This window comes from Halorubrum sp. AJ67 (genome assembly GCF_000513435.1).
Window position 1 is genome coordinate 228144 of sequence record NZ_CBVY010000001.1, and the last position, 22221, is coordinate 250364.

Sequence of the window (22221 nt, forward strand, 5' to 3'; positions counted from 1 at the left end):
TAGTTCCGGGCGGATTCGAACCGCCGTCAATGGCTGACTTCGGGTATTCGACCGTATGGTACGGTTGAATCCCCTCCAAAGGCCATTATGATTGGCCACTACACCACGGAACTCTCTTTTGTTGGTCTGTATTCCAACGTCGGCGACGTGTGGTATTTACTTTTCGGTAGGGCAGAGAGGGAATTCCTCTGCTCTCACACCCTCACCGAGAGCTACAAACTCTACTTCGCGGCCGATTCCGCCCGCTGGGCGATGAGGGGGGCGGCCTCGAGTCCGGCGATAAACGCCCGCATCCCGGCTTTATCGAACGTCTCGCCGAGGTCTTTCTGGAAGTCATGGTCGTGTTCGCTCGGGTCGACGGGCTCGATCACTAGCCGATACCGCGGCGTGCCGGGGATCTCCCGAAGGACGATCTCGCTGTCTTTGAGTTCGTCGCTGTAGCGGCTGTTGAGCCGTTTGACGCTGACATCGAGCGGTCGATCGGATGAGGAGTCGCTCATGGTCACACCGGGGCGGGCGCTGCGTCGGGTTCCTCGTCGGCCGAGATGTGGTCCTCGGCGATCGGCTCGACGTCGTCGCGGATGATGCTCACGTCGAACTCGTACTGCTGGTCGGCCTCGCTGTCGAACGGGGCCGTGTCGTTCTCGTACGCCTGTACCCGTTCGAGCGTGAACTTCGTCGCCTCGGCTGTCCACCGCTCGCGAGTGCCTGCGTCGGAGACGAGGAGGAATTCGGGCTCGACCGAGACGTACGTCTGTCCGCGGTCGGTGGTGTAACTGTTCGGCTTGCCCATCACCATCACGTGTTCGACTTCGGACGCCGTCAGCTCCTCGCGATCGCCGTCGGGGGCGAGCTCTTCGAGCACGCTGACCGTCTCCGGGTCGTACTGGCCGGCGTACACGTAGAAGACGCCTGTCGCGTCGCGGATCTTCGCCCGGTAGGTGGTCGGGCTGTCGTTGACCTTCGCGACTTCCATCAACGTCCCCATCATCAGGACGCGGTGGACGCCTGCGCCGGTCGGCGTCAGGTAGTAGTTCGGTGCGCGGTCGCCGTCAGACTCGATGTCTGCGGGCATCTTGAACTCGGTGTTGGACTCGTTGAACTCCGTTGCGAACATCCGGGTCGCTTTGTTCCGTTCGCGCTGGGTGCCGTTGCTGTTGTTGGTGTCGTTGTCGCTCATGGGTGTAGTGTTGTCTGGTGGGTGGTTGTCGGTCGTTACGCGGCGGTCTCGGCGGGCGTTGCGTCGGCGCTGATGTCGGCGTCATCGCTCACGAGGTCTTCGAGTGCGGCGACCACATCGTCGTCTGCGCCCGTACAGAAGGTGGCGTCGTTGACGAGGAGGTACTGCCCGAAGACGGGACCGCGAATCTCGACGTACTTGCCGAGGACCTCCGCGCGAATCTCGTCGGCGACGACGGTCGTGTCGAGCGCGTCCATTGCCATCTCCTTGGCTTTCTCGAGGTCCATGCTCGTTGCCGCCTCGGTCGCCTCCTGATCGAAGACGACATCCTGTGCCGTCTCGCCGTTGTCGATGACCGCCTTGATCCGAAGGTCGAACTCGCCCTCGACGGGGCCGTGTTCGGCACACCGCCCGTTCTGGATGACTCGGGTGCAGTCGTCGTCGGGACACCGCTTGATCAGTCCCGAGCCCGTGTTGATGGCGACGATGGCTCCTTCGTGAGCCGTCTCGCTGCTCTGGATGTCGATCTCTTCGTCTTCCGCGACGGTGACCCGGCTGTTCTTCGTGAACTTCACCGAGTACCGGCCTTCGTACTCGTCGGCGACGACGTTCTGAATGTGGTAGGTCTGTCCCTCCTCGAGTTCGGGGATGCCCTCCGTTCCCTCCCAGATTGTGAACTTGATCTTGTCCGTTTCGTCCCCGAGCAGACCGACCTGCGCCATGCTGTCGCTGTTGGGCGACCACAGCTGGACGACCTCGACGGCGAGATCGTGCCAGGTGCCTTCCTCGTTGATCTCTTCGACCGGGGTGGGGTCGAAGGCGTCGTAGTTCGTCTCTGCTTCTGTGTCGTTCGTCGGCGTCTCGGACCGCTCGATGCCGGCGTTGTCGCAGATGGTGTTCTCGACGCTCCGCGTTGCTTCGTCGACGGGGAGCATGTATTCGTCGACGAGATTCTGGATCTGCGCTTCGATCTGTTCGACGTTCAGGTCTGCTTGGTCGCCGTACGTTTCCACGAGGTCTGCCGCGTTGCTTGCTACGTTGCTCATGTCTGTTGGTTTCTAGTCCGATCTTCCGAGAGAGGCTTGAGCGGAGGCTGCTTCTCCCCTTTTTCTCTCTCCTCACCCCCTCTCGGGACATACAAAACCTCTCTGCGGGGCGCGCTCTTTTCACCACCCCTCTAATTGCGGACGTGGCGGGGGATGGTGTTTATTTTCTGATTGTCTTTTAAGAGCAATTCAGAACATCTTGTCGACGTTCCGACCGTATTCGTGGAGGAATTCTTCGGGTGTGATCTTACCTTCTTTGAACGCATTGATGGTGTCGTCGCCAGCGACCTCTCCAATGGCGAGCGTACCAGCCATGGACGCGCCGTACTTGAGATACTGCCCGAGCGTTTCGGCGTTTTGTACTCCACCCACGAACTGTGTGAGTTTTGGAGCGTTGCCTCCGAGAAGTTGTTCGGCAAGTGCACGAGCTTCGTTCGCCGCATAGCCCTTTTCGAACTTGGTATCGCCAGCCTCTGTTTCTATGCTTAGTTCGGTCAAGTACAGAGATGGTGTTTGGAGAACTACCACGGTACAGGTGTAATCGGACCCCTCGAAGTCTAACACGCATCCTTCCGGTTCGTATATCAGTTCGACTGGTTCGCCTATCGGCGAGGTTCTTCCCGGTTCTGGGTCGACAGCACGAAAGCCGTCGGGCGTGTTGTCGGTGTCATCGCTAGTGTCGGACATGGTGTGATTTTCCCGTCGGTGCTGGATGTGATTAATCTTCCCCGCCGGGTCACCCACCTCGCCGGATACAAACTAACCTCCAGATCTCCACTATTGTTAACGGGAGCAGGCTTTTGTAAAGTGGTTGTGAGCGGGCTGTATGGAGTATTCGACCGTCGGCGTAGACGAGCGTCTATTCGTACGGCTACAGGATGGAGAGGAGCTTCGTGCGGGAATCGAACAAGCTGCGTCGGATGTTGGCGCAGAAGGGGGCTGGTTCATCGGGTTCGGTGGGCTTCGCAACGCGACTCTCTGGTTTTTCGACCAACAGGAGCGGCACTACGACAGTATTCACTTCGAGGAACCGCTGGAGCTGACCTTCTGTGTCGGAAACTTCGCGTGCGTCGACGGGTCGATGTTCGCTCACACTCACGTCACGGTCGCGGACATGGAGGGCAATTCGATCGGTGGCCACCTCGAGTCCGCAGAGGTGTTCGTCGGCGAGGTGTATGCGGACCTGTTCGACGAACCTGTCGACCGAGAGAGCAGCGCAACGCCCGTACTGGATACTCGACAGTGGTTGAGTGCCGAGATCGAAGCGAGCCCGAAGACGCACCCCGAGACTGGCTTCACCCTGAATCACACCGATGTGTGACTTGGAGGAATACGTCCGGCGAGTCGAGCGGTGGTTGCCCGATTCGGAGATGGTTGAGCTCCACAACGGGATCGCTGTTGTCCGGACGGTCGAGGGAGATGTCCTTGAGACAAAACAGACGAAAAACGGCCTGTATCACCAGTTCACGATTGCGAACGATCCCTGCTGGCTCGACCTTCTCGCACCCACGGTCACATGTGACGAGTGTCTTCACCTGGGGGACCTGAGCGTGGAGTACGACGATGGATTTCTCGTCGTCCGGTGACCGGCTACTGGCCGGCGCGGAAGATGAGCACGTACTCGTCGGCGATCAACCCGCCTGTCTGGCCGGGAATGTTCTCCGGGGCGTTCTCGTATGGGAGTGTCTTCGAGGGGATGGACCGCGGGAGGCTGTGTTCGAGTTCGAGCTGGAACTGCTGGGCGATTTCGATGGTGATCACGCTCATCGGAATGGGGACTCGTGAGACCGTCCGATTGCCTAAGACGATCGCAACTGGCTGTCCTGGCTTCACGACGCGGGCCATCTGTTCGAGCGTTTCGGCGTAGTCCGCGAAGAAGTGGAGCACGTCGTCGTCTCTCCCATCTACGTCTTTCAGTGCGTCGACGGTGGCTCGAAGCGTTGGCGACCACTCGTTGACCGTGGCGAAATAGATATCTGAAGTGGACTTGCTCCCGCCGAGGCCACTCGGGTCGACGTCCGTCATCTGGTCGAGTTTGAGCGGCGTCGCGACGGCCGCGGGGTCGGTGCTGAAACCGCCGTAGGAAACGGTGGTGGAATGGTCCCCGTACGGGGGGCTAGAGACGACTGCGTCGGCAGAATCCGGCGCGAGAAGGCTTGAATCGCGACAATCCGCGTACTTGATCGTCGCGGTCGTTCCGTCTGAAACCTGCGTGGCGTACTCAAGGAGCCCCTCGAAGTTCTCTGTGAGCGTTTCCACGAACACCTCCATGAAGTCTGGGTCGTGGCTTTCGCGGTCAGTCTCTGGGATCCGGTGACGCTTGAACTCCGAGTCTCGCTGGTAGCTGATCTTGCGTGCGGCCTGTGCGAGGGCGAGCCGAATGAACCGGATCACCTCGTGGTCGTATTCTGCTCGCAGCTCGCTCAGCAGGCGGCTCATAGCTGTGATCTTCGCTAGTTGCGGTTCAGGGAACCAACCCTTTCGGACCCCGTATGCGTTGTAGTTCTGGTCTCCCGAATCTTCCGGGTAGATGTCGCCGCCGTGTTTGGTTCGGTGTTGGCTCGCTGCGGATTGGTGATCCTCCTCGATGAACCGCTCGCGAGTCGCCCAGTCTGTCCCGAGACACTGCCGAATTGCGGACTGAAGCGCATCGAGATCGGGAACCGTTGATTTGGTCCGCGAGAGGAGACATGCGAAGGGATTGATGTCCGTCGCGATGGCGTTCAAGCCGTGTCGCCGGGCTTCGGCCGCTGTCGTGCCGCTTCCAGAGAACGGATCGAACACCAGATCGCCTTCGGAGAGCGTCCCTGTATGCGTCCAGTGTTCGAACAGCGCGTCCGGAATCTGGGGGATCATCCGCGCCGGGTACTTGTGAAGGTCGTGCGTGCCGTAGTCGGTCGTCGCACCCTTAAACGACCAGTCTCGGTCCTCGAGGCCGGGGCGATAGTCGGTGGTGGCTGTCAGTGTGGATTGCATTGGTTAGGCGAGTTCAGGGAGAACCTCTGGGGCGGGCCTCGCGAACGCTCCGACGTCGACGCCGGCTTTCTTCGCACACGAGGTACAGACGACCGCTGTTCCAAGCCTGCTACCTGAGCGTCCACTGAGGACCTCGCAGGCTTTGTCTTCTTTCGAGAAGCCGTGGTCGCATCGGTTACATTCGGGGCTGTTCGACGTTTCGTGGTTGGTCTGTAGGGTCATTGGTTTGAGCCTGAAAACATGGTAACGTAGATGTCTGGGCCGTTTTCGTTGACGCACAGTTTACAGTCGCCGCACTGGATCTCGCCGTCCGTCGCGTCGTACGGGCACAGGACGTGCTCTGGCCCGGCTGGTATATCTTCGACGTCGTCGACCACCTTGTACCGTCGATGGCCGTAGTCGCCGTCGTTGGACCGGTTCACCGTAAAGCCGTCTGCCTCAGACCAGTCAAGCCACGACGAGGCAGAATAGGTATAGATGTCGAATTCGGGGAGTTGCCTCGCGATCTCTGTGACTTTGAGGATGTCGCGTCGGCTTGAGAAGTCGCCGGCCTCGTTCAGTCTGATCGTTGTGACCGGATTCTCCTTCCGTCCAACGTGAAGCCTGAACGCATCCGCCCAGGTGACCGGATCGAGATACGACCAGATGATCTCCTGTTTTCGCCGGAAGTGGAGTGGCATGGGAAAATCTCGTTCGTTTCTCGCGGCGAAACAAGTCATTTTATCCACCTGACAGAACTCAGTCCCGAGATTGACGCAATCCGTGGCCGCACTCATGTTAAAAATCGCAACATGTGGGGCGATCTTCGCGTTCCGGTAGCTCGTGTAGGTCCCGAGGATGTGCGACCACGCTTTTGCCCGGTCGACGGCGTACTCGGCCTCGCGGATCCGGCGACGGAATCGGTCGAGCCCCTCGACGGCGTCGACGTCGAAACTGTACGCCCAGTTCGGCGCGATATACTCCGCCAGCTCGTCGTCCGCCGGGGGTGCGGGCCGGGCCTCGGCAATCCGCTGGGCGCGGTTGCGGCCGTTCTGGAAGGAGTTAATACGCGCTTGCATGGGACTCGGGATGTGTGTCTAGTTGGCCGGCGTGAGGTCGTCGGGGCCAGCCGCTTCGAGGCAGGTCGTCCCGCCGCGGCTGATCGGCAGGTCTTGTGTCGAGATACCCGTGAACTCGGCCCAGGTCCACCATGTTTCGTCGACAGTCGTTGTCTGACCGTTCTCGCGTTTGTAGACGGTCGCGGAGACGCCCTCGGTCCCGCGCTGGATCTCGGTCCAGATACGCGGGTCTTCGTCCTCGTCGTCGGTGCTATTCGGGGATGCTTCGGTGGCGGTGTTGGCTTCCATTTCTACTCTCTCTCTCTCAGTTTCTTCGGAGCACAAAAACTCCCTATGGCGGTGCTGCTGACCGGTGTGGCTACTCTGACTGGGCCGCCCGCTCGGCCCGCCACTGCTCGCATTGGGGGGCGATCGTCGTCGCGAGTCGACAGTCGTCGTCCGGGTGCGCGTAGCCGTAGTCGATGAGGTACGATTGGCCTCGATACACCCCCCAGTTTTCATGAGCGAAGATGTCGGAGGTCGTGAACCCGAGCTCGTCGAGCTCCTGCCAGGCACGTTGGATAGTCGGGCCTGCCGCCGTCGTCTCGTTTTCCGGGGCGGCCCGCGGGTACACCCCCCATCGATACCCGTCCTCTGGCGTGGCGAGACAGGGCAATGTGACTGTAGAGAGTGCTGTGGGCGTCGTTGAAATGTGGTGTTCGAGCGCGTTCTGGAGCGTCCCGCTCGTGAAGCCAGTCCCCCATTGGGGGATCGCCAGCTTGGCGACGGTGGTGTCCGGTAGCAACGGGAGCGCGACGACGAGCCGGCCAGCGCCCGCGCCGAGACACTCGGTGCCGTCGGGAAACGTCTCGTTAACGTCGGTCCAGATGACGGTCTCTCGGTCCACGATCGCATCGAGGATGTCTGCGAGTGTGGCGGCGTACGTGGGCTGGTCGTCAAGTGACGCAGTGAGCGACTCAAACGCGGAACTGGCCATCGATCTGCTCAGTTGGGCTCGGCCGCCTCAAGCCGGTCGCCGACGTCGACGGTCTCGGCGTCGGTCGCCGACAGCGAGGCGAGCCCGTCGAGGACCGTGAAGTCAGCATCTTCGGGGATCATGTACGTGTCCGGACCGGCCCAGACGCTGTCGTCGTTCCGTTTGGAGAACGGAAGGACAGTCGCGGTGACGGTGGATTCGGCGCATCCAGATGAGACCTGGAGCGTGGTTGGTTCCGCAAAGACGATGATTCCTTCGGGATCGTGGATGAATTCGGCACTCATTGGTTTGGGCGGTGGTTGTCGACGCGCTGTTGTTCGAATCGCTGCTCTGCGGCATCGGCCTCGACATCTTCGATGAGCTGGCGGTGGAGTTCCTCGTCGTCGACGCCAGCAAGTGGGCAGTCGGCCTCGTGATCGCGTCCGTCGTGGATGACTCGCTCGCAGTCCGGACACTCCGGAGCCGGTGGGGCGTTCCACGGCGCTCGCGAACTGTTCGGATTGATGTGTGGTGGGAACGGCAAATTTCAGTCTCCTCCACCATCATCGGGAGATACAAACTCTCCAACCGGGTCGCTCGGCGTGGAGATTCGACTGAATCGAGTATGGATCGATTGAGTCGAATAGAATTCGACTGAGATGGATTGAGTTCGGTTCAGTGTGGCTCGCTTCGATTCAGCCAATCGGGGAGTGGCAATTTCGACTGAATCGAGCGCAGATCGACTGAGTCGAATAGAGTTCAACTGAGCCGAATTGAGTTCGATTCAGAGTAGCTCGCTTCGATACAGTCGGGCTGGCGGGTCCCGAACACCCGCACTAACTGTGAGTTCTGTATCGGGACTGGGGCAGGGAGGAAGGGTGGCAGGGGATGATGGGTGTCGGCCAGACCCCACAGGGGAGAAGAAGTGGGGTGGCCGCTGTTAGACCTGGTACTCGACTTTAACCAGGTGACCGCACAGGAGGCACTCTTCGACTCCGCTTTCGATCTGGAAGTCTTTGCTTCCACAGTCAGGACACGCTTGGTCGATTAGCTCCTCGCACTCGGGGCACTGGAGCCGGAAGGGACTTCCACCTTCGGTCTTGACCGTCGCGTTCTCTAACGTCAGGTACTCGCCACACTGCTCACTCGGACAGAACGCCGGAAGCGTCCCGAGTCGCAGGAATCTGTTCTCCTCAATGGACAATTTCTCCCCTGCCATTGCGTATAACTATACACAAGTACCCGACTTAAAGTTTACTATCGAATTGGTTAGTATATCAACGCACAAGCACTCAAAAAGAGAGATATTGTTAGAGTTTTCCAGCAAATTGCTGTCGTCATCTAAAGATAGGAAGCACGTAATATGCCCTTCTGTTTCGGGGTGAACCTGACCTCACTTTGAGGGGTGATGAAGACGGTTCGGAGCTGTTCTCGCCCAGTGTTCGGTATGGGCCACTCTCGAAGGGAGTTCGTATCCTCGGAGGTGATGATTCGGTACTGCTGATCTGTCTCTGTGTCTTCGAGGAGGGCCTGTATCGATTCGATCTGGTCCTTTGAGGCAGCGACCTCGAGGTGCGGGTTGGATTCCGGCTCGGTGTTGATCACTTCGATGCCGTTTCGAGCGAGTCGATCGGCGACCAGCTGAATGTCAGTTTGGTGTGGACTGGTGGTTTCACTCGTTTCGATACACTCTGGTTCGGGGGTGTCTCTTGCGGACATTTTTCTATAATCCACTCCGTTCGATGGATAGAAAACCACCTCTTAGGCAGGCAACGGTCGGTTCAGTATTCGCTGTTGGTAAAATAGAGCAGTGGGAGGATGACGAGAAATGAGAGCAACGCAATTGCTCCGGTGAGCATCGTAAAGCCCCACTGGACCGCGAAAATCGTGACGCCGATACCTACGATCACAAGCGCGATCGTCTCTCGACCGAGGAAAGAAATGAATCCAGAGACGCCGCCGAGATCAGGTGCGTCGGTGGTGTTTTCGTCTGTCTTTGGCTCAGGATCGTTACTTGGAGTCTCTTGAGGCTCGTCAGAGTCCCGGTTAAACTTCGTTTCGTGCTTGCGGATCGTCCAGTCGGTTAGTCCTTCACAACTGAGGCACCGTGTGAGGCTGATAAAGGAGTCGTCTGGGAGGCCGTAGCTAACAGATTCGACTTGGCTCGGCCCACAACTACAGCGTTCTAACTGCTTGTGCGAGACGCGATCTCGGCCACCCTTTGGTTTGGTTTTTGTCTCCGCTTCTGCTTCGGCGTCTTCCATCTGCATACTGATTCCGACCACTACTATATGTAGGCTTTCCCGTTCCTTCCTGTCTCTGGGGGATTCGCGTGGTAGTTGACGGGAACGCCTATGGTGATTGCTGGTTGGAACTGACTCGTGGTGCCCACCTGCGCTCGGGCACTCAGTCGTCGTCTAACAGGAGTATGGTGTAGGGGTTGGGGTTGTGGTGGACTACGTTGAGGATGAACCGCTGTTCAGCTGCTTCGAGGAGTTCTTCGATCAGGATACCTTCTGAGATCTCGATCGTGTAGTCCTCGTTAAACGGCGTGCCGGTGACAGCCTCGAATTCGTCTTCGAGGCTGAGTTCGTCGACGACGCTTCGCCAGTAATCGAATTCGAACGTCTCTGCTGGTTCTACTAGGGTCATTTTTGGATACCTCTCACCATCCATCGGAGGTCACAAACTCTTTTTTCTGGATGGATTCTGGATGTCGATCTGACCGGAATTGCTATACCTGATTGCTGTGACGGCGGTAGTTGTATGAGCGAATCGAGCGCGGATAGTGCTGCTGTGGATAGTCTGGGGCCAGACAATGCGTGCGAGCTCGTGTTCTTTGGATTCAGTGAACAGGCTGTTGAGGAGCTTCGAGAGGGCATCGGGCTTGCGGGAGTGAAAGTCAACAATGTGGGCTTCACCACCATCGAACAGGAGACACAGTCGCCGTCCGTGACCATTCAGGGGCTGGACACGAAGAACTCCCGGCTTCTGGCGACGACGCTATCTGAGGCTGGTCTTGGTGGCCTCGTCGAGTCTGACCCCATCGTCATCATCGAGTCGAACTAACTGTACGCGAAGAGGTTCCCGTTTTCCCTGTCCTGCGACTCTGTAGCGTTCGTTGAAAGCCCGTGATCGAACGTCATGAGTGAGATGTCGGCTGGGGTGTGCTGCTCGAGCGTTTCGAGCGTGGTGTGATCCGGTCGTGCTTTCGAGGATTGGGCCATGAACGCGACCCCGTAGTACCAGTTCTCGTCGAACATATCGCGGCTCTCTCCGACGTAGTCGTGGGTATCGATGTTCGCGGGGTACGGCTCGCCGTTCGGGAAGTAACGCTCTACCAGTCGGCGATCGTGGACTACGCTATCTGCTTCGTTCTTTACGATGACGCCGCCGTGCATGTCGATTTTAACCTGATAGCCGTCCCACGGGCACATCTCACGACTGTTCGCGTAGACGACCTCGTACGGGTGGATGCTTTCTCGCGTCCAGTCGCCGAGCTGCTTTGGGAAGCTGACGGGCGCAGGTCCGTATCGCTGATCCCGCAGGCTGTCGATCTCATCGGCGTCTCGAAGGTCGTATGCGGACTGGAAGTGCGCCGGGTTGAGCGACTCCATGGCCTTGACGGCGAGGCTGATGATCTCTTGGCTGGTAACGACTCGCTGCGGGACGTCAATCTCGTACAGGTAGTCGTTCTCACCTTGGTTCGCGTCGGTGAGCGTTCCGGGGATGGGGGCAGTGAGATACCAACAGTTGTACCCGCCTCGCCATTTCGCCGTGATATACGTCGACTCGCCGTTACACCACTGTATCTTCGTGATGAGGTTGTTCTGGAGGTGGTTGGTGTCGCGGTCGTATTCGTCGGTCTCCGAGAGCGTCCAGCCGTTGACTTCCTCGGGGATGTCGATGTCGGTCCCTTCTGTTAGCCGCTCTCTGTACTCACCGAGATCACTTCGCGAGAGAAGTTCCAGTGGGTCCCGGCCGGGCTTCGCAGAGGCGCTCTTCCCCGATGAATTGCTGTAGGTCGGGTCAAACGAAAGCGAGACGCCGAGTTCGCTCACCCGTGTGAGTTCCGTTTCGTAAGTGGCTGTTTCGTCGGGGTCCGGCCTTCGCCCCCAACCGTGTCGTGGCTTCTGGACTTCTGCGCGCACCGTGTCGCCTAACTGGTAGACGTTGCCGTCTGGGCCTAGGACTGCGAGGGCGGTGTTGTTCACCTCCTCGAGGACCCGAGAACGCCGGGAGAGATCGTCGACGTCCAGGCGGGTAAAATCGAAGCCATCCCACGTGAGGTGCTTGGCTGCTTGGGTGATCGCTTTGCCGTCGTGGTTCTCGAATACTCGCGGGTCCCCACACCAGATTGCGCTCCGAAGTTCGGATTCCGTAGTGATCCCGTCTCCCGTTAGCAGCTGGTCGATGCTGGCGTGTCGATCGCTCATTCTGATTCTGGCCTCAGTTCACCGTGGTTGATGAGGTGGGACAGTTCGTCTTTGAATTCGGAGATGGCTTCTTCGCTAAACTGTTCGTCGTCTTCTGCCTCCCACTGTCGGCGGGTGTTCCACGTGTTGCGGCCGCGGAACTTCCGACCCTTCTTTTGGATCCTGACGAGTGATTGAGTGTATACAGAGACACGCCAGCCTGCGAGGCCCTGCTTACGGAACAGGTCTCCGTCAGCCCCGGAGTACGGAAAGAACCCGAGGTCTGCGAGAACCCTGAAGGGGGTCCCTTGATCCCAATCTGCGTCGGAGAACGACTTACTCATTTCAATTCACCTTCTACTCTATTCGAGGGTCAGAAACTCTCTCTGTGGGGGTTCGTGTCCGTCTGAGCGAGGCTCTAATGTGTCGTTACCGGGTGAAATCCGCGAGTGTTTTTCGCTGGCGGTCCTCGTTTTGGACGTTCGTGATCAGGACCTCATCGACTTCACCACGACTACTGGCATCGCTATTAATCGCTCGTGTGGCTCCTACATATGTCGTTGAGAAGGACTCAAAATCTTCGTATAATTCCACGACGGGCGGGGAATTCGAGATGACAACCGAGACGCCCTGGTTGGAGAGTTTAACAGCGACATCCCGCAATCGCCGCTGGTCATCTCGGTCAAACCCCTCTGCGTGGTACGAATTGAAGTCGGCTGTCTTCGAGACTGGTTGATAGGGAGGGTCAAAATATACAAGATCGCCGCTTTCGGCGGTCTCGACGATGTATTCGAAATCTGTGTTGTAAATCGCTGTTCCTTGGAGTCTGCGGGAGGCTTTGCGAATCCGCTGTTCTTGTACCCAGTCGGGGTTCGTGTAGTCGCCAAATGCGACGTTGAATTCGCCGTCGTTATTCTCCCGGTAGAGGCCGTTGAAGCACGTTCGATTGAGGTATATGAGGAGACTTGCTTCTCGAATGCGGTCCTGTGTAGTCAGGTTCTGTTTTGAGAGAAAGTCGTTGAATTCCGTCCGCACTTCGTAGTAGTAGTCTTTCGAGTGGTCGTGGGTCCTGTTCTCTTCGATGAGTGCTGCCGGGTGGTCGCGGGTGATCTCGTAGAGCGTAGTGAGGTGGGAGTTGAGATCGTTGACTGTCCCTTTGCTAGGATTGAGGTAGAAGAAAACCGCCCCGCCTCCAATAAATGGCTCGTGATATGCGTTGTATGTCGTCGGGAACAGGCCAGTAATCTCCGATAACAATTGACGCTTCCCGCCTGCCCACTTCAAAATTGGATCCGTCATTTGGCCTTGTGAAGTGGACTGTATCTTCTGGGGATTCGTTACTCTGCCGGCGGGGTGTAGAGGGTCTTGTCTCGGAGGTAATCTCCGTGGAGCGACCAGATGAGCTCGCGTTCGGCGGTGGTCGGTTCGTCAAGGTCGGCGTCTCGGTTCACGTAGCCCACACCGAAACTGATGGGGAACGGATCGACGTTGTTGCGCTTGAGGTTGCACTTCGTAATCTCCTCGGGGTCTTTCCCAAGCCGGTGTGCGAGCTCGACGATGTTGACGAGTTCTTCTGGGGCGACCTTCCCGGCTTCCGTCTCAACCGCGTCGTAACTGACTACCATCGGGTCGGGGTTGGTCGGGTGGATGTACTTGATGAGGATTTCGTCGCCGTCCTCCTTGACAGTCGCCGCATACATGCGCTGATCGAAGCGCGTCATCGACATGTGCTGGCCGTACTGTGCCCAGGTCTCTGGGATGGATTCGCCGTCGACGAGGCCGTCGGCTGGCCGTTCGGGGATGACGATCTCGTCTCTGCTCGACCGCTGGCTTTTCTGGACGGTTGGCGATAGGCCATTGCTTCCAGCCTCTGTTCTCTCGGTTGATTCGGTCATGGTCTGAGTTGGTGTTATAGCGAACCGCGGGCGACGTGAGCGACGACTTCCCCGTCGAGGAGGAAACACGGCGGATCGATTCCGGGCTTGTAGGGCCGCCCGTCGAAAACGAGACCGCGCTCTACCGCACGGGTATTGAGTGGGTGTTCGTGTCCAGAGTTGTTCTCGTGGACGAAGAGTGTGGCCGTCTCCATGTCTTCCGGGAGATCGACGAGGTCGAACGCGAGCCAGCCACAGCTATTGGTGCCGTCTATCTGGACTGTCTCGGCGCTCCACCGCTCTCCATCGTGACAGGAGACTTCGTGTGTTTCGTCAGGGTCGCGATCGAAGTCGCGGTGTCGCCCTCTCCACACACGGATGGTTACTGTCTCGTCGTTAGACATCGGCGCTGCGATCAGCTCCGATTGTGACATCGGTGTCGGTTATCTGGAGACTTGCTGGTAGCGACGTTCGGATGCTGTCTTCGATGAGTGGGAGTTCGTAGCCATCTCCGATGACTGTTGCGGTCACCCCTGTGTCTCCTGTGCTGGTGTCGACGCTTACGGGGGTGTTGTTGCCTATCTCGGTGATGAGGTTGGCGACGTGTTCGCGCATCGCGATGCTTCCGGACTCGATCGTGTACGTCACCTTGTCGGTGGTCATGCGCTTGCTTGGTCAGAGACGAAGACGAAGTCCCCGATGTAGTCGGTTTCGTTCTTGAGGGTGTGAGCGGCCTTGCTGATCTGTGGGTACTTCGGCGAGCTGACGACGAGCAACTCTGTTTCTTCAGAGACGCCAATATCCCCGATGGTCTCGTATGCGCCTTGGTAGTTGTACGACGCTTCGTCGACGGCACTGATGACGTATCCGCTGATATCTTTGTGTCGCTTCTCACCATCGATTGCGGAGTCGGTTCCGAACCAGAGTCGGATGCTGCCCTCGCCTTCGGCTTGGAAGTCGTTCGCACCGAATATTTCGAGGAAGCCCGATCCGTCTGATTTGAGGATTTTGAGGTACATGGTTACTCGTAAAGCACGTCGTCGACGGGCTCTCCGTTCGAGAGGAGTTCTTTGAGATCGGTCGGGATACCGCCGATGTCGATGATCTTGATGCTGAACGGCCCGGACCAGTTCTGGACCCAGAACGGCGCTCGCTCGTGGTCCTTGAGCCCGTCCGCCTCGAAGTCGGTCGGGCTGATCAGCACCCCTTCGTCGTTTACCGCGTCCTCGACCGGGACGAGCCACGAACGTTTACCCTCCGTTTCGACCGGTTCTGCGCGGCCCCGGATCCATTCTTGGGGGGTGAACTCCAGTTCTACGTACGGGCCGTCAATATTGTCGACGTCCTCGACGGCTTCGATGGAGAGGCGCTGTTCTGAAAGGCCAGTCACCCGGCTTACCTCCCGAAGTGCTTTCTCCGGGTTCGGCGCAGAGACGTTGACCTTCTCTGCGACTGCTACAGTGTACTGTTTGCTGGATTCGGTCAACATTCTTTCTACGCTCTTGGGTAGAGGATTGTTGGTCAGTTCTCAGCAGTAGCTGGAAGTCACAGCAGGCAAGGGTGACGCGCCGCGTCACCCGACGAACGATGTTCCCTATCAAGACGTTCGTCTCGGAGCGTCGCGCCGCGAACCTGTTACAGCAGGTTCGCTGGCGCGACGGCGTCTATTGCCCGCGCTGCCGTGGCGAATCTGTGATTCGGTACGGCAGCTATCGCGTGTTTCAGCGGTATCTGTGTAAGAATTGCGACCGCACGTTCAACGATCAGTCCGGCACGATCTTCGAACATTCTGCGGTGGCACTCAGAAAATGGTTTCTCGCAGTCTACACCTATATCCGCTTCAACACGAGTCTCAGGCAGCTAGACGTAGAGATTGACGTTTCGTACAAGACGGTCTATCGGCGCGTCCAGCGCTTCCTACGAGCGCTGGACGCACCTCGACTCCATCTCAAAGGTCCTGTTGAGATCGACGAATTCTATGTGAAGGCGGGGCTCAAGGGCCGCGAGCGCGACGGCTGGTCGCGCTCGCGTGGTCTGTCCACGCGTGGGCGTGGTACATTCGCTGAGGACAAGCCTCCTGTATTTGTTCTCGCAGATCGTGGCAGCGGTGAGCGATACGTGGTCCCGGCGAAAACCGCGACCGAATCGCGGATTCGACTCCTGCTGGCCGACCGCCAGCAGGAGTCGTTGACCGTCTATACTGACGGCTTTCGGGCTTATGAACCGCTTGAGGAGGACGACGCATTCACTCGTGAATACGTCGTCCACGGTGACGGTGAGTACGTTGATGGAGACGTTCACGTGAACACCTGCGAGAGCCACGCGTCGCTGGCGCGACGGTGGCTCTCGCCACATCGAGGCGTCTCTAAAGACAGACTCACACCATATCTCCGAGCGTTTCAGCTCCGTCGTGAAGTGTTCCGCAAACCGGGGAAAGAAGCGCTCAAAACCATCCTCGAAACTGCGCTATGACTCACCAACAATCTACGCCACAAGAGCGTTCTTTCTAAGACTCCTTCACCTCCCCTCGGGTCATATAAACCTCTCTGGGGGTCGTTCGGACTGCTGGAGATGGTTTGGGTCAACGACGCTCGTCGGCAGGTGTGAGCGTACAGATGTGCTTCCCGTCGGGCCAGCCGTATGCTCCGGTGTGTGCTGAATCCAAGAGGAGGTCCGGGGAACGGCCTTCTGTATGAGTTCGGCAGGCATCTGAACAGTAGCAGTGGATTGCTGGGAATACTCGGTCTGTCGTGAGAGCTGGTTCGCCGCTGTTTGGGACCGAGTCGTAGTTTCGGGGGTTGTCCTGTATCTGGTGTTCGTAGGAGACGACCTGTGCCGTATCGGCCGAGGACTCTCGTTCGGTCTCTCGGTGAAAGATGTGATTCCCGCATCCGGGGCAGATCGGTTCGATGTGGTGTGCTCTCGGCGTCGTGTACTCAGTCGAGCCGGAGAGTGCCCCATCGGGCGTCCAGTTGAGATTAGAGAAGAGTGCGGCAATCGGTGAGAGCGGTTCGATGATGGTGGCTTGGGTGTCGTCCGTCCGGTAGATGGGTTGTGCTTTCCGCTCGGTATGTGGCGGTGGAGAAAGCAAGAGTTCACGCGCGTCGGAGGTTGTATTGAGTCTGATACTCTCGCCAGCATCGGCCGTGAGGAGTTCGTTTCGGGTCTGGATATCTGTCGGGTCGGTGTCTGGCCACACGCCGTGGGTGATCCAGTAGTGCTTCGCGTTCAAGAGAGAGTACCGGATGAGGTCTCTCTTCGGCGGGTACTGGTCTCTGAGGTTACGGTGCCACCCGCCGTTGGCCGCGGCGTAGTCGCCGTGGTCTTCGGCGTATCGCTGATAGCCGTTCCAATCAACGCCGACGATGTCGGCAGGTGGCTTCCCGGTGATGCTCTCTTGGGTCAGATTGACGATTTCAGCGTGGGTGGTGAGCGGCGTCCCCCCGAGGATGTGGATCCTGTTCTCGACCGATCGCCACTCGTCGTACGTCGCGATATCTGTGGCTTGGATCGGCGATGAGCCGTTCGGGTAACCAAGGACGAACTGATCTGGGATGTCCGGGAGGATGCCCTCGCATTTGGGGACGATGATGATGTTCGTATCCGGGCATGAGCCCCAGATTTCGTTGGCCGCATCGATGTGTTCCCGGAGCGAGCCCCGGTCATAGATGTCGCCGACGACCGCAATCTCAGGTTCGTACTCGAACACGCGGTCGACGAATCGGTTGAGATCGGCGTCGAGATACTCGTTATCGAGAAAGTGGACCGGGAGCGAGACTTCCTCGGGGATCCACTGATACGACGAGTCTTCACGGTGGCCGATGCCAAACCCGAGACGGGCGGCGTCGAATACGTAGGGGTAGCGCCCGGTGAACACGACCCAGTCGGCGTTGCGAGCTTCGCGGATGGTCTCTGGAAGCGGCTCACTCGTCGGTGTCGATTCCAAGCCAAGCTTTGGTCGGGTGCTGTTGTAGGTAGACTCGGTGGTCGACTCGGGGACGGTCGCGCCGTAATCACCTAATCCTGCTTGGCTACTACTCATCTACAATCACTCTACAAGCTGCCCTCGGAGGCTAAAAACCACGAGCGGGGCGGGAACCTATTTGTAGGCGCTCTGTGTCATCAGAGTAGGTAGAATGTCCACTGACAAAGTGAATGCGAGGAGGGCGGAGTGTGAATGGGTCCATATCGCCGCAGTCGCGGAAAACGGAGTCATCGGGAGCGACGGGGGTATCCCGTGGGACCTGCCGGAGGACATGGAGCGGTTCAAGGCCGAGACGATGGGTCACCCCGTCGTCCTCGGGCGAAAGACCTACGAGAACATCGCTGACGGCCTTGGTGGGCCGCTACCAGGACGATTTAACGTTGTGTTGAGTTCCTCCGATGTCGGCGGCCCGGAGTCCGTAGTTACCGTCCACGATGTGGATTCCGCGATCGCCGCTGCTGAAGCCCGAGCTGATGAGACTGGTGTCGGTCGATGCTTCGTTGCTGGTGGGTCTAGCGTCTATGAACAGCTCCTCCCGATGGCAGATATGCTGTTGCTGACCGAAGTTCACATGGAGGTTGACGGTGAGAGCCGGTTCCCTGAGATAACTGCGGGGGACTGGACTGAGGTATCCCGACAGGGGCACGGAAGATACGATTTTGTCGAGTATCGCGCCGTGTGACGCGCGGCTGGCCTACAGTGAGATGGAGTCCGCGTCAGCGATCGCGTCCATGATGGCGTCTGTAACAATCTCTTCTGCGTGGTTACCCCCGACGACGGAGAGTGGTTCTCCCTGCTCTGCGAGCGCCTCGATCGTCGTGTGGTAGTTCGCCTGTATCTTGGCGAGGAACTCACGCTCTTCGAAGATGTCCGTCGAGTCCCGGTCGCCCATCCGGTTGAAGCACTCGTTGAGGTCGACGTCGAGATAGACAGTCAGGTCGGGTGTGAGCGCGTGTTTGTTGATGGTCTGAAGCCAATCGAGAGGCGAGCCCGCTTCCTACTGGTACGCATACGAGGAGAGGTAGTAGCGATCCGTGATGACGGTCTTCCCGTCGTTGAGGGCCGGTTCGATGGTGGTCTTGATGTGGTTTACTCGATCAGCGGCGAAGAGAAGTGCGAGTGCCTGCTGGCTGAGTTCGATGTCTCCGGCGAGACCCGTCCGGATCAGCCTGCCGATTTCGCCGTCTGTTGGCTCTGCGGTGACGAGGGTGTCGTCTTCGGTGAGGCCGTCGTGTCGCTCGACGAGCTCGTCGGCGACAGCTTGGGCCTGTGTCGTCGTGCCAGCGCCGTCCACGCCCTCGATTGAAATGAATCGTCCAGTCATGTTCAGAAGAAATCGGCCAAAGACCTTCGCACTTTCTGATCCCGGCTCCCGATTACGCACTTCCCCTCGCCCAGCGGATCGAAGATGAGTCGCTCTCGGCGCTCGTATCCGAGCCTTGACGGCATCGAACTACCGTGGAACGTAATTTCGAGAACCTCACCGCCCGGTTTGAGGAGCCAGTCGAACCCCTCTTTAGCGAGTCGTGAGTGGCCAATCTGTGTCTTCTCCTCCGGGCCAGGAGTTTCGAACGGGAGGGTTGTGAGGTCGATATCATGCGTGTCGTCCTTCGATACCATGTTATTTTGGTACCTGAGGTTCGCCTGATATAAAGACCAAGGGGGGTCAAAGACAACCCGGTCGATGCTACCCTGTTTGAGGTCGGGGTGGCTTGCGAGCTCTGCGACGTCCATCTCGAAGTCGAGGTTGGGGCGTTCGCCACTGATGTCGTTACGGAGGATTTTGCCTCCGGGGGGTGGGGTAAGCTCCGTCTGCCCGGCACAGGCGTTGAGGATGGTTTCGCCCGGCTCGAATGAACTCTCGATCCAGTCCCGGATGGTCTTGTCCTCGAACGTCCACTTACTGAACGGCTGTACAGGGACGAAATGTGTTGGGACCGCCTGTGCGCCGCGTGGTCGCCTTTCGGTGTATTCGTGGCCAGAACCACTCGTTGGTTCGTCCGGGTGTGTGGCGGCGTCGTGCGGTCCAAAGAGCGTGGGTTCTGCGTCTACACTCTCGAGAGTCGGTGCGATCTTCGCGATGTCGGTCGCGACCGGTCCGTTGGGTGGGTCCAGTTGCTCTAACAGCGGCGTGGTCTCTGTGGCGTCGACGTCGATCGCGACGGTGAGGTCGCCCACGCTGAAGTACGTGGTTTCACCGACGGTTTTCAGGACGCCAGTTGGAAGCGGCGTGAGGTCGCCGGCTTCGATCGCTCCGGCGAGGTCACAGATGTTGTCGACGAAATGGTCTGGCAGGTCCGGGTCAGAGAATCCGTCTGAGAGTCCGTTTGCTTCGTGGCAAGGGGCGAGTGTGAACGTGTCGCCGCTATTTTCGATGTCGGTGACGGTGTAGACGGTCTCTGTCTCGTGGCAGACGAATCGGGAACCGGGGAGGACGTGGTGGCCGTACCAGATTCGGTCATTTTCGATTCGGCTCGGCCAATAAGCATCGAGTTCCGCAGGGCGGTCTTCGATGGGCTGTCCGTCTGGGGGCTGGGTAGTGGTTGTACTCATGCGTGATCCGAGATAGTTCCGAGTGTTTCCTGGTGATCCGGTGCGATGACGGCGTTTCGCCGTGTCTCGTATGCTTGCTTGGCGGTGTCGGTGACGTCGATGCCGACTGCGCGAGCTTGGGTGTCCCACAGCTGCTCGGCGGCGATCAGGGCGGGGCCTGAGCCGGCACACGGTGTGAGGACAAGCTCACCCGGCTCGACGAGGGCGTCCATCCAAACACGGTACGGTGAGACTGGTTTGACTGTGCCTTGTCCGTACTCCTCTGTGGGTTCGTTCCACCGCGGGTGCCGGGCGGGTTGCCAGACTGATTCAGGGAGCGTTCGGTCGGTTTCGCCCTTTGTCGCGAATATGATCGGATAACCCGCCTCGATACCGTACTTCCCGGTCGTGGAACAGTCCGGTTCGCCGGATTTTGTGTGGTAGCAGACTCGGCCTTGTTTCCTGAATCCTCCGCCCGTGTACGGACGGCCGTTCTGGTCGTTGATCCGAGCCTCGCCGTATTCGCTTCGGAGATACGCTTCGATCCGGGGGGCCGCGTATGAGTCACCGTCTGCGATGAGCCAGCCGCCGTCTTCGAGACAGTCCATGGCGACATCGATCAGTTCGCTCACGAAGCGCGTCGTGTCGATCTCGTCGCGGTCGAGCTCGCTTTCAGGGAAGTCGGAGAGCGCATCTTCGGTGATGGGCCAGGTGCGATAATCTACACCACGCCCACCATACCGAGCTGGGGCCGCCCACGGTGAGTCTAGGTGGACGAGACTGGCTTGGCCAGCAAACTCGTCGGCTATCTCGGTGAAATCGGTGATTCGGTAGTCGATTCTGGTTGTCATTGGGTCGTGGCAGATTCGGTGATTGGCTTGTGGCAGATCCGGATTTGCTTCGTAGCGAAACCGACTCTACAGAGACTGAAGCTCCGCTTTATCGGTGGTGAACACACGAACTGTACTCTCTGATCGCGGGCTGGAAAAGAAACGGCCTTACGCTGTTTCACTCGGGGTCAGAAGAACAGGCTACCTTCCCGTCTTCCGGATTTTGTGGTTCCGTGCTGGTCGATGGCTTCGATGATGTCGTCGACGGCCGGCGTGTCGCCAGCGACACCAACGTAGCCTGCGCCGCCTTGCTCGTTGTTGATGTTCGGGCCGTTCGCCTCGCCAGTGATCGGGTTGTTTGAACAGACGACCATCGCTCCCTCGTTGGCCCAAACGAACACGAAGCGATCGCGATAGTCGATATCGACACCCCGGCCCATGTCTCTGAAGACCCGGTAGTAGTCGTCGACGGGATCGAGGTTGCCGGCGTCGAGGACCGCAACGAAGTTCCGAACGCCTTGGCGACCGCTCCCGAACGATGTGAGGTCGTACCCGTATTCGTTCGATTGGTTCTGGTGATGAACCCCGCCGTTCGCGTTTGTGTCTTCGGTGACGAAGTGATCGGTGTCTGGCTGTGGGTAGCGTTCTCCGTACCCCACGGTGTGGCGCTTGATGTTTCGAAGCGCCGTCGCTACATCTGCGGGATCATCCGCATGAGTCTCTGAATTCATCCTCTACCAACTTCTCGGGGGCTAAAAACTCACTCGGGGAGGAAGGTCTACTGCTCGATAGGTGTCTGAATCCCTGCGTGTGGCCATTTTGTGTCCTCAGACCCTGTGTTATTTTACCCAAGTCCATCTGAATGGGGGTATGGTTGAAATCTCAGATTCGCTTCGTACTCTCTTTACGGGGGTTGTTGAGGAGCAAGATGGTGAATATGTGGTCTCGATCCCGTCGTCAGAAGTTGAACAGGGAGATCTGGCTGTGGGTGAAGCCCACCGTGTCGGCCTGATCGGGGTTGAAGAGACCACAGATGTGGAGTCCACGCAGCCACAGACAGGAGAGCGAGACAGTCAAGCTAAACAGCCCGCTGATCCGGATCAGCAGCCTGTCGTTGAGGGTGAGACGTATGAAGTCAAAATCGAGTCGCTTGGTGAGAAAGGTGACGGGATCGCCTACGTGGATGGGTTTGTGCTGATGATTTCTGATGTGGATATCGGCGAGCGAGTTGTCGTGAGAGTCGAGACGGTGCTGGAATCAGTAGGGTTCGCTGATGTTGTAAAGCGTGTTAACCCAGGTGTCTGAGTAGCGATTCGGGGGTTCAACTTCAGTAGTGCTTCTAATACGGCGTGTTGACCGGTATCTCTATC

At 58.5% G+C, this 22221-nt stretch carries 33 protein-coding genes, 1 tRNA gene and 1 pseudogene; 6 read left to right on the plus strand and 29 right to left on the minus strand.

The features are described 5' to 3' along the window. The 5 genes from BN903_RS01140 to BN903_RS01160 form a co-directional block, all read right to left on the minus strand. Positions 1 to 113: transfer RNA gene (locus tag BN903_RS01140), tRNA-Gln, on the minus strand. A 108-nt stretch (positions 114 to 221) separates the two neighbouring features. Then, positions 222 to 500 carry a hypothetical protein gene (locus BN903_RS01145; protein ID WP_048075959.1) on the minus strand — a complete coding sequence of 93 codons (279 nt, stop codon included), beginning with the start codon at positions 498 to 500 and terminating at the stop codon, positions 222 to 224. A 2-nt stretch (positions 501 to 502) separates the two neighbouring features. Beyond that, the gene (locus tag BN903_RS01150) at positions 503 to 1180 is read right to left on the minus strand and encodes a hypothetical protein (RefSeq protein WP_052334874.1); all 678 of its coding nucleotides are present in this window, start codon (positions 1178 to 1180) and stop codon (positions 503 to 505) included. 35 nt (positions 1181 to 1215) lie between these two features. Further along, on the minus strand, positions 1216 to 2226 hold the full coding sequence (locus tag BN903_RS01155) for a hypothetical protein (RefSeq protein ID WP_079890529.1): 1011 nt from the start codon (positions 2224 to 2226) through the stop codon (positions 1216 to 1218). 189 nt (positions 2227 to 2415) lie between these two features. After that, complete coding sequence (locus BN903_RS01160) at positions 2416 to 2913, minus strand: hypothetical protein (protein WP_048075960.1); 498 nt, start codon at positions 2911 to 2913, stop codon at positions 2416 to 2418. 139 nt (positions 2914 to 3052) lie between these two features. Between BN903_RS01160 and BN903_RS01165 the strand changes: the two genes are divergently transcribed. Then, positions 3053 to 3547 carry a PPC domain-containing DNA-binding protein gene (locus BN903_RS01165; RefSeq protein ID WP_052334875.1) on the plus strand — a complete coding sequence of 165 codons (495 nt, stop codon included), beginning with the start codon at positions 3053 to 3055 and terminating at the stop codon, positions 3545 to 3547. Next, positions 3540 to 3812 (plus strand): hypothetical protein, encoded by a 273-nt coding sequence (locus BN903_RS01170; RefSeq protein WP_195155669.1) that lies wholly within the window; start codon positions 3540 to 3542, stop codon positions 3810 to 3812. The genes BN903_RS01165 and BN903_RS01170 overlap by 8 nt, the downstream gene beginning before the upstream one ends. Before the next feature lie 4 nt (positions 3813 to 3816). Here the strand turns inward: BN903_RS01170 and BN903_RS01175 are convergent, their stop codons facing one another. From BN903_RS01175 to BN903_RS01220, 11 genes are all read right to left on the minus strand, one after another. Beyond that, entirely contained in the window at positions 3817 to 5202 is a 1386-nt protein-coding gene (locus tag BN903_RS01175; protein WP_048075962.1) for a DNA methyltransferase, read from the minus strand. 3 nt (positions 5203 to 5205) lie between these two features. After that, the gene (locus BN903_RS17815) at positions 5206 to 5424 is read right to left on the minus strand and encodes a hypothetical protein (protein ID WP_228840983.1); all 219 of its coding nucleotides are present in this window, start codon (positions 5422 to 5424) and stop codon (positions 5206 to 5208) included. Then, entirely contained in the window at positions 5421 to 6260 is an 840-nt protein-coding gene (locus BN903_RS01180) for a hypothetical protein (protein ID WP_052334876.1), read from the minus strand. The genes BN903_RS17815 and BN903_RS01180 overlap by 4 nt, the downstream gene beginning before the upstream one ends. An 18-nt stretch (positions 6261 to 6278) precedes the next feature. Then, positions 6279 to 6548: a hypothetical protein gene (locus BN903_RS01185; protein WP_048075963.1), complete on the minus strand. Its 270-nt coding sequence runs from the start codon at positions 6546 to 6548 to the stop codon at positions 6279 to 6281. Positions 6549 to 6618: 70 nt separating this feature from the next. Then, positions 6619 to 7236: a hypothetical protein gene (locus BN903_RS01190; RefSeq protein ID WP_048075964.1), complete on the minus strand. Its 618-nt coding sequence runs from the start codon at positions 7234 to 7236 to the stop codon at positions 6619 to 6621. Positions 7237 to 7244: 8 nt separating this feature from the next. Continuing rightward, positions 7245 to 7520: a hypothetical protein gene (locus BN903_RS01195; protein ID WP_048075965.1), complete on the minus strand. Its 276-nt coding sequence runs from the start codon at positions 7518 to 7520 to the stop codon at positions 7245 to 7247. Then, positions 7517 to 7759, minus strand: coding sequence for a hypothetical protein (locus BN903_RS15415; protein ID WP_154017967.1), 243 nt, complete (start codon positions 7757 to 7759; stop codon positions 7517 to 7519). Before BN903_RS15415 ends, BN903_RS01195 begins: the two co-directional genes overlap by 4 nt. 396 nt (positions 7760 to 8155) lie before the next feature. After that, complete coding sequence (locus BN903_RS01205; protein ID WP_048075967.1) at positions 8156 to 8434, minus strand: hypothetical protein; 279 nt, start codon at positions 8432 to 8434, stop codon at positions 8156 to 8158. Positions 8435 to 8556: 122 nt separating this feature from the next. After that, positions 8557 to 8934 carry a hypothetical protein gene (locus BN903_RS01210; RefSeq protein ID WP_048075968.1) on the minus strand — a complete coding sequence of 126 codons (378 nt, stop codon included), beginning with the start codon at positions 8932 to 8934 and terminating at the stop codon, positions 8557 to 8559. 62 nt (positions 8935 to 8996) lie between these two features. Continuing rightward, entirely contained in the window at positions 8997 to 9479 is a 483-nt protein-coding gene (locus tag BN903_RS01215; RefSeq protein ID WP_195155670.1) for a hypothetical protein, read from the minus strand. A 142-nt stretch (positions 9480 to 9621) separates the two neighbouring features. Then, positions 9622 to 9867, minus strand: coding sequence for a hypothetical protein (locus BN903_RS01220; RefSeq protein ID WP_048075970.1), 246 nt, complete (start codon positions 9865 to 9867; stop codon positions 9622 to 9624). Positions 9868 to 9981: 114 nt separating this feature from the next. Between BN903_RS01220 and BN903_RS01225 the strand changes: the two genes are divergently transcribed. Further along, positions 9982 to 10284, plus strand: a complete 303-nt coding sequence (locus tag BN903_RS01225; RefSeq protein ID WP_048075971.1) for a hypothetical protein — start codon at positions 9982 to 9984, stop codon at positions 10282 to 10284. On the opposite strand, the gene BN903_RS01230 is transcribed toward BN903_RS01225, so the two are convergent. The 8 genes from BN903_RS01230 to BN903_RS15090 form a co-directional block, all read right to left on the minus strand. Then, positions 10281 to 11651: a hypothetical protein gene (locus tag BN903_RS01230; RefSeq protein WP_048075972.1), complete on the minus strand. Its 1371-nt coding sequence runs from the start codon at positions 11649 to 11651 to the stop codon at positions 10281 to 10283. The two genes, BN903_RS01225 and BN903_RS01230, sit on opposite strands and share 4 nt — an antisense overlap. Continuing rightward, positions 11648 to 11974 (minus strand): hypothetical protein, encoded by a 327-nt coding sequence (locus BN903_RS01235; RefSeq protein ID WP_048075973.1) that lies wholly within the window; start codon positions 11972 to 11974, stop codon positions 11648 to 11650. Before BN903_RS01235 ends, BN903_RS01230 begins: the two co-directional genes overlap by 4 nt. An 85-nt stretch (positions 11975 to 12059) precedes the next feature. Next, positions 12060 to 12929 (minus strand): DNA adenine methylase, encoded by an 870-nt coding sequence (locus BN903_RS01240; RefSeq protein WP_048075974.1) that lies wholly within the window; start codon positions 12927 to 12929, stop codon positions 12060 to 12062. A gap of 38 nt (positions 12930 to 12967) precedes the next feature. Then, positions 12968 to 13525: a hypothetical protein gene (locus BN903_RS01245; protein WP_048075975.1), complete on the minus strand. Its 558-nt coding sequence runs from the start codon at positions 13523 to 13525 to the stop codon at positions 12968 to 12970. A 14-nt stretch (positions 13526 to 13539) separates the two neighbouring features. Then, positions 13540 to 13908, minus strand: coding sequence for a hypothetical protein (locus BN903_RS01250; RefSeq protein ID WP_048075976.1), 369 nt, complete (start codon positions 13906 to 13908; stop codon positions 13540 to 13542). Beyond that, entirely contained in the window at positions 13901 to 14167 is a 267-nt protein-coding gene (locus tag BN903_RS01255) for a hypothetical protein (RefSeq protein WP_048075977.1), read from the minus strand. The genes BN903_RS01250 and BN903_RS01255 overlap by 8 nt, the downstream gene beginning before the upstream one ends. Then, the gene (locus tag BN903_RS01260; protein WP_048075978.1) at positions 14164 to 14523 is read right to left on the minus strand and encodes a hypothetical protein; all 360 of its coding nucleotides are present in this window, start codon (positions 14521 to 14523) and stop codon (positions 14164 to 14166) included. Before BN903_RS01260 ends, BN903_RS01255 begins: the two co-directional genes overlap by 4 nt. Positions 14524 to 14525: 2 nt before the next feature. Next, positions 14526 to 14993 carry a hypothetical protein gene (locus BN903_RS15090; RefSeq protein WP_052334877.1) on the minus strand — a complete coding sequence of 156 codons (468 nt, stop codon included), beginning with the start codon at positions 14991 to 14993 and terminating at the stop codon, positions 14526 to 14528. A gap of 98 nt (positions 14994 to 15091) precedes the next feature. On the opposite strand from BN903_RS15090, the gene BN903_RS01270 reads away from it, so the two are divergent. Further along, positions 15092 to 15976, plus strand: coding sequence for an IS1595 family transposase (locus BN903_RS01270; RefSeq protein WP_048075979.1), 885 nt, complete (start codon positions 15092 to 15094; stop codon positions 15974 to 15976). 109 nt (positions 15977 to 16085) lie between these two features. Here the strand turns inward: BN903_RS01270 and BN903_RS15095 are convergent, their stop codons facing one another. After that, a complete protein-coding gene (locus BN903_RS15095) occupies positions 16086 to 17546 on the minus strand; it encodes a DUF6610 family protein (protein ID WP_154017969.1) in 1461 nt (486 codons plus the stop codon). A 94-nt stretch (positions 17547 to 17640) separates the two neighbouring features. Between BN903_RS15095 and BN903_RS01280 the strand changes: the two genes are divergently transcribed. Beyond that, on the plus strand, positions 17641 to 18171 hold the full coding sequence (locus BN903_RS01280) for a dihydrofolate reductase (RefSeq protein ID WP_048075980.1): 531 nt from the start codon (positions 17641 to 17643) through the stop codon (positions 18169 to 18171). Positions 18172 to 18183: 12 nt separating this feature from the next. Here BN903_RS01280 and tmk read toward each other — a convergent pair. The 4 genes and pseudogenes from tmk to BN903_RS01300 form a co-directional block, all read right to left on the minus strand. Next, positions 18184 to 18813 (minus strand): annotated as a pseudogene (gene tmk / locus BN903_RS17820) (dTMP kinase). Between the two features lie 2 nt (positions 18814 to 18815). Next, positions 18816 to 20042 (minus strand): hypothetical protein, encoded by a 1227-nt coding sequence (locus BN903_RS01290; RefSeq protein ID WP_048075981.1) that lies wholly within the window; start codon positions 20040 to 20042, stop codon positions 18816 to 18818. After that, a complete protein-coding gene (locus tag BN903_RS01295; RefSeq protein ID WP_052334881.1) occupies positions 20039 to 20872 on the minus strand; it encodes a hypothetical protein in 834 nt (277 codons plus the stop codon). The genes BN903_RS01290 and BN903_RS01295 overlap by 4 nt, the downstream gene beginning before the upstream one ends. A gap of 167 nt (positions 20873 to 21039) precedes the next feature. Then, a complete protein-coding gene (locus BN903_RS01300; protein WP_048075982.1) occupies positions 21040 to 21582 on the minus strand; it encodes a hypothetical protein in 543 nt (180 codons plus the stop codon). A 139-nt stretch (positions 21583 to 21721) separates the two neighbouring features. Here BN903_RS01300 and BN903_RS01305 point away from each other — a divergent pair, with 139 nt between their 5' ends. Beyond that, positions 21722 to 22156 carry a TRAM domain-containing protein gene (locus tag BN903_RS01305; RefSeq protein ID WP_048075983.1) on the plus strand — a complete coding sequence of 145 codons (435 nt, stop codon included), beginning with the start codon at positions 21722 to 21724 and terminating at the stop codon, positions 22154 to 22156. The last annotated feature ends 65 nt before the right edge of the window (positions 22157 to 22221 follow it).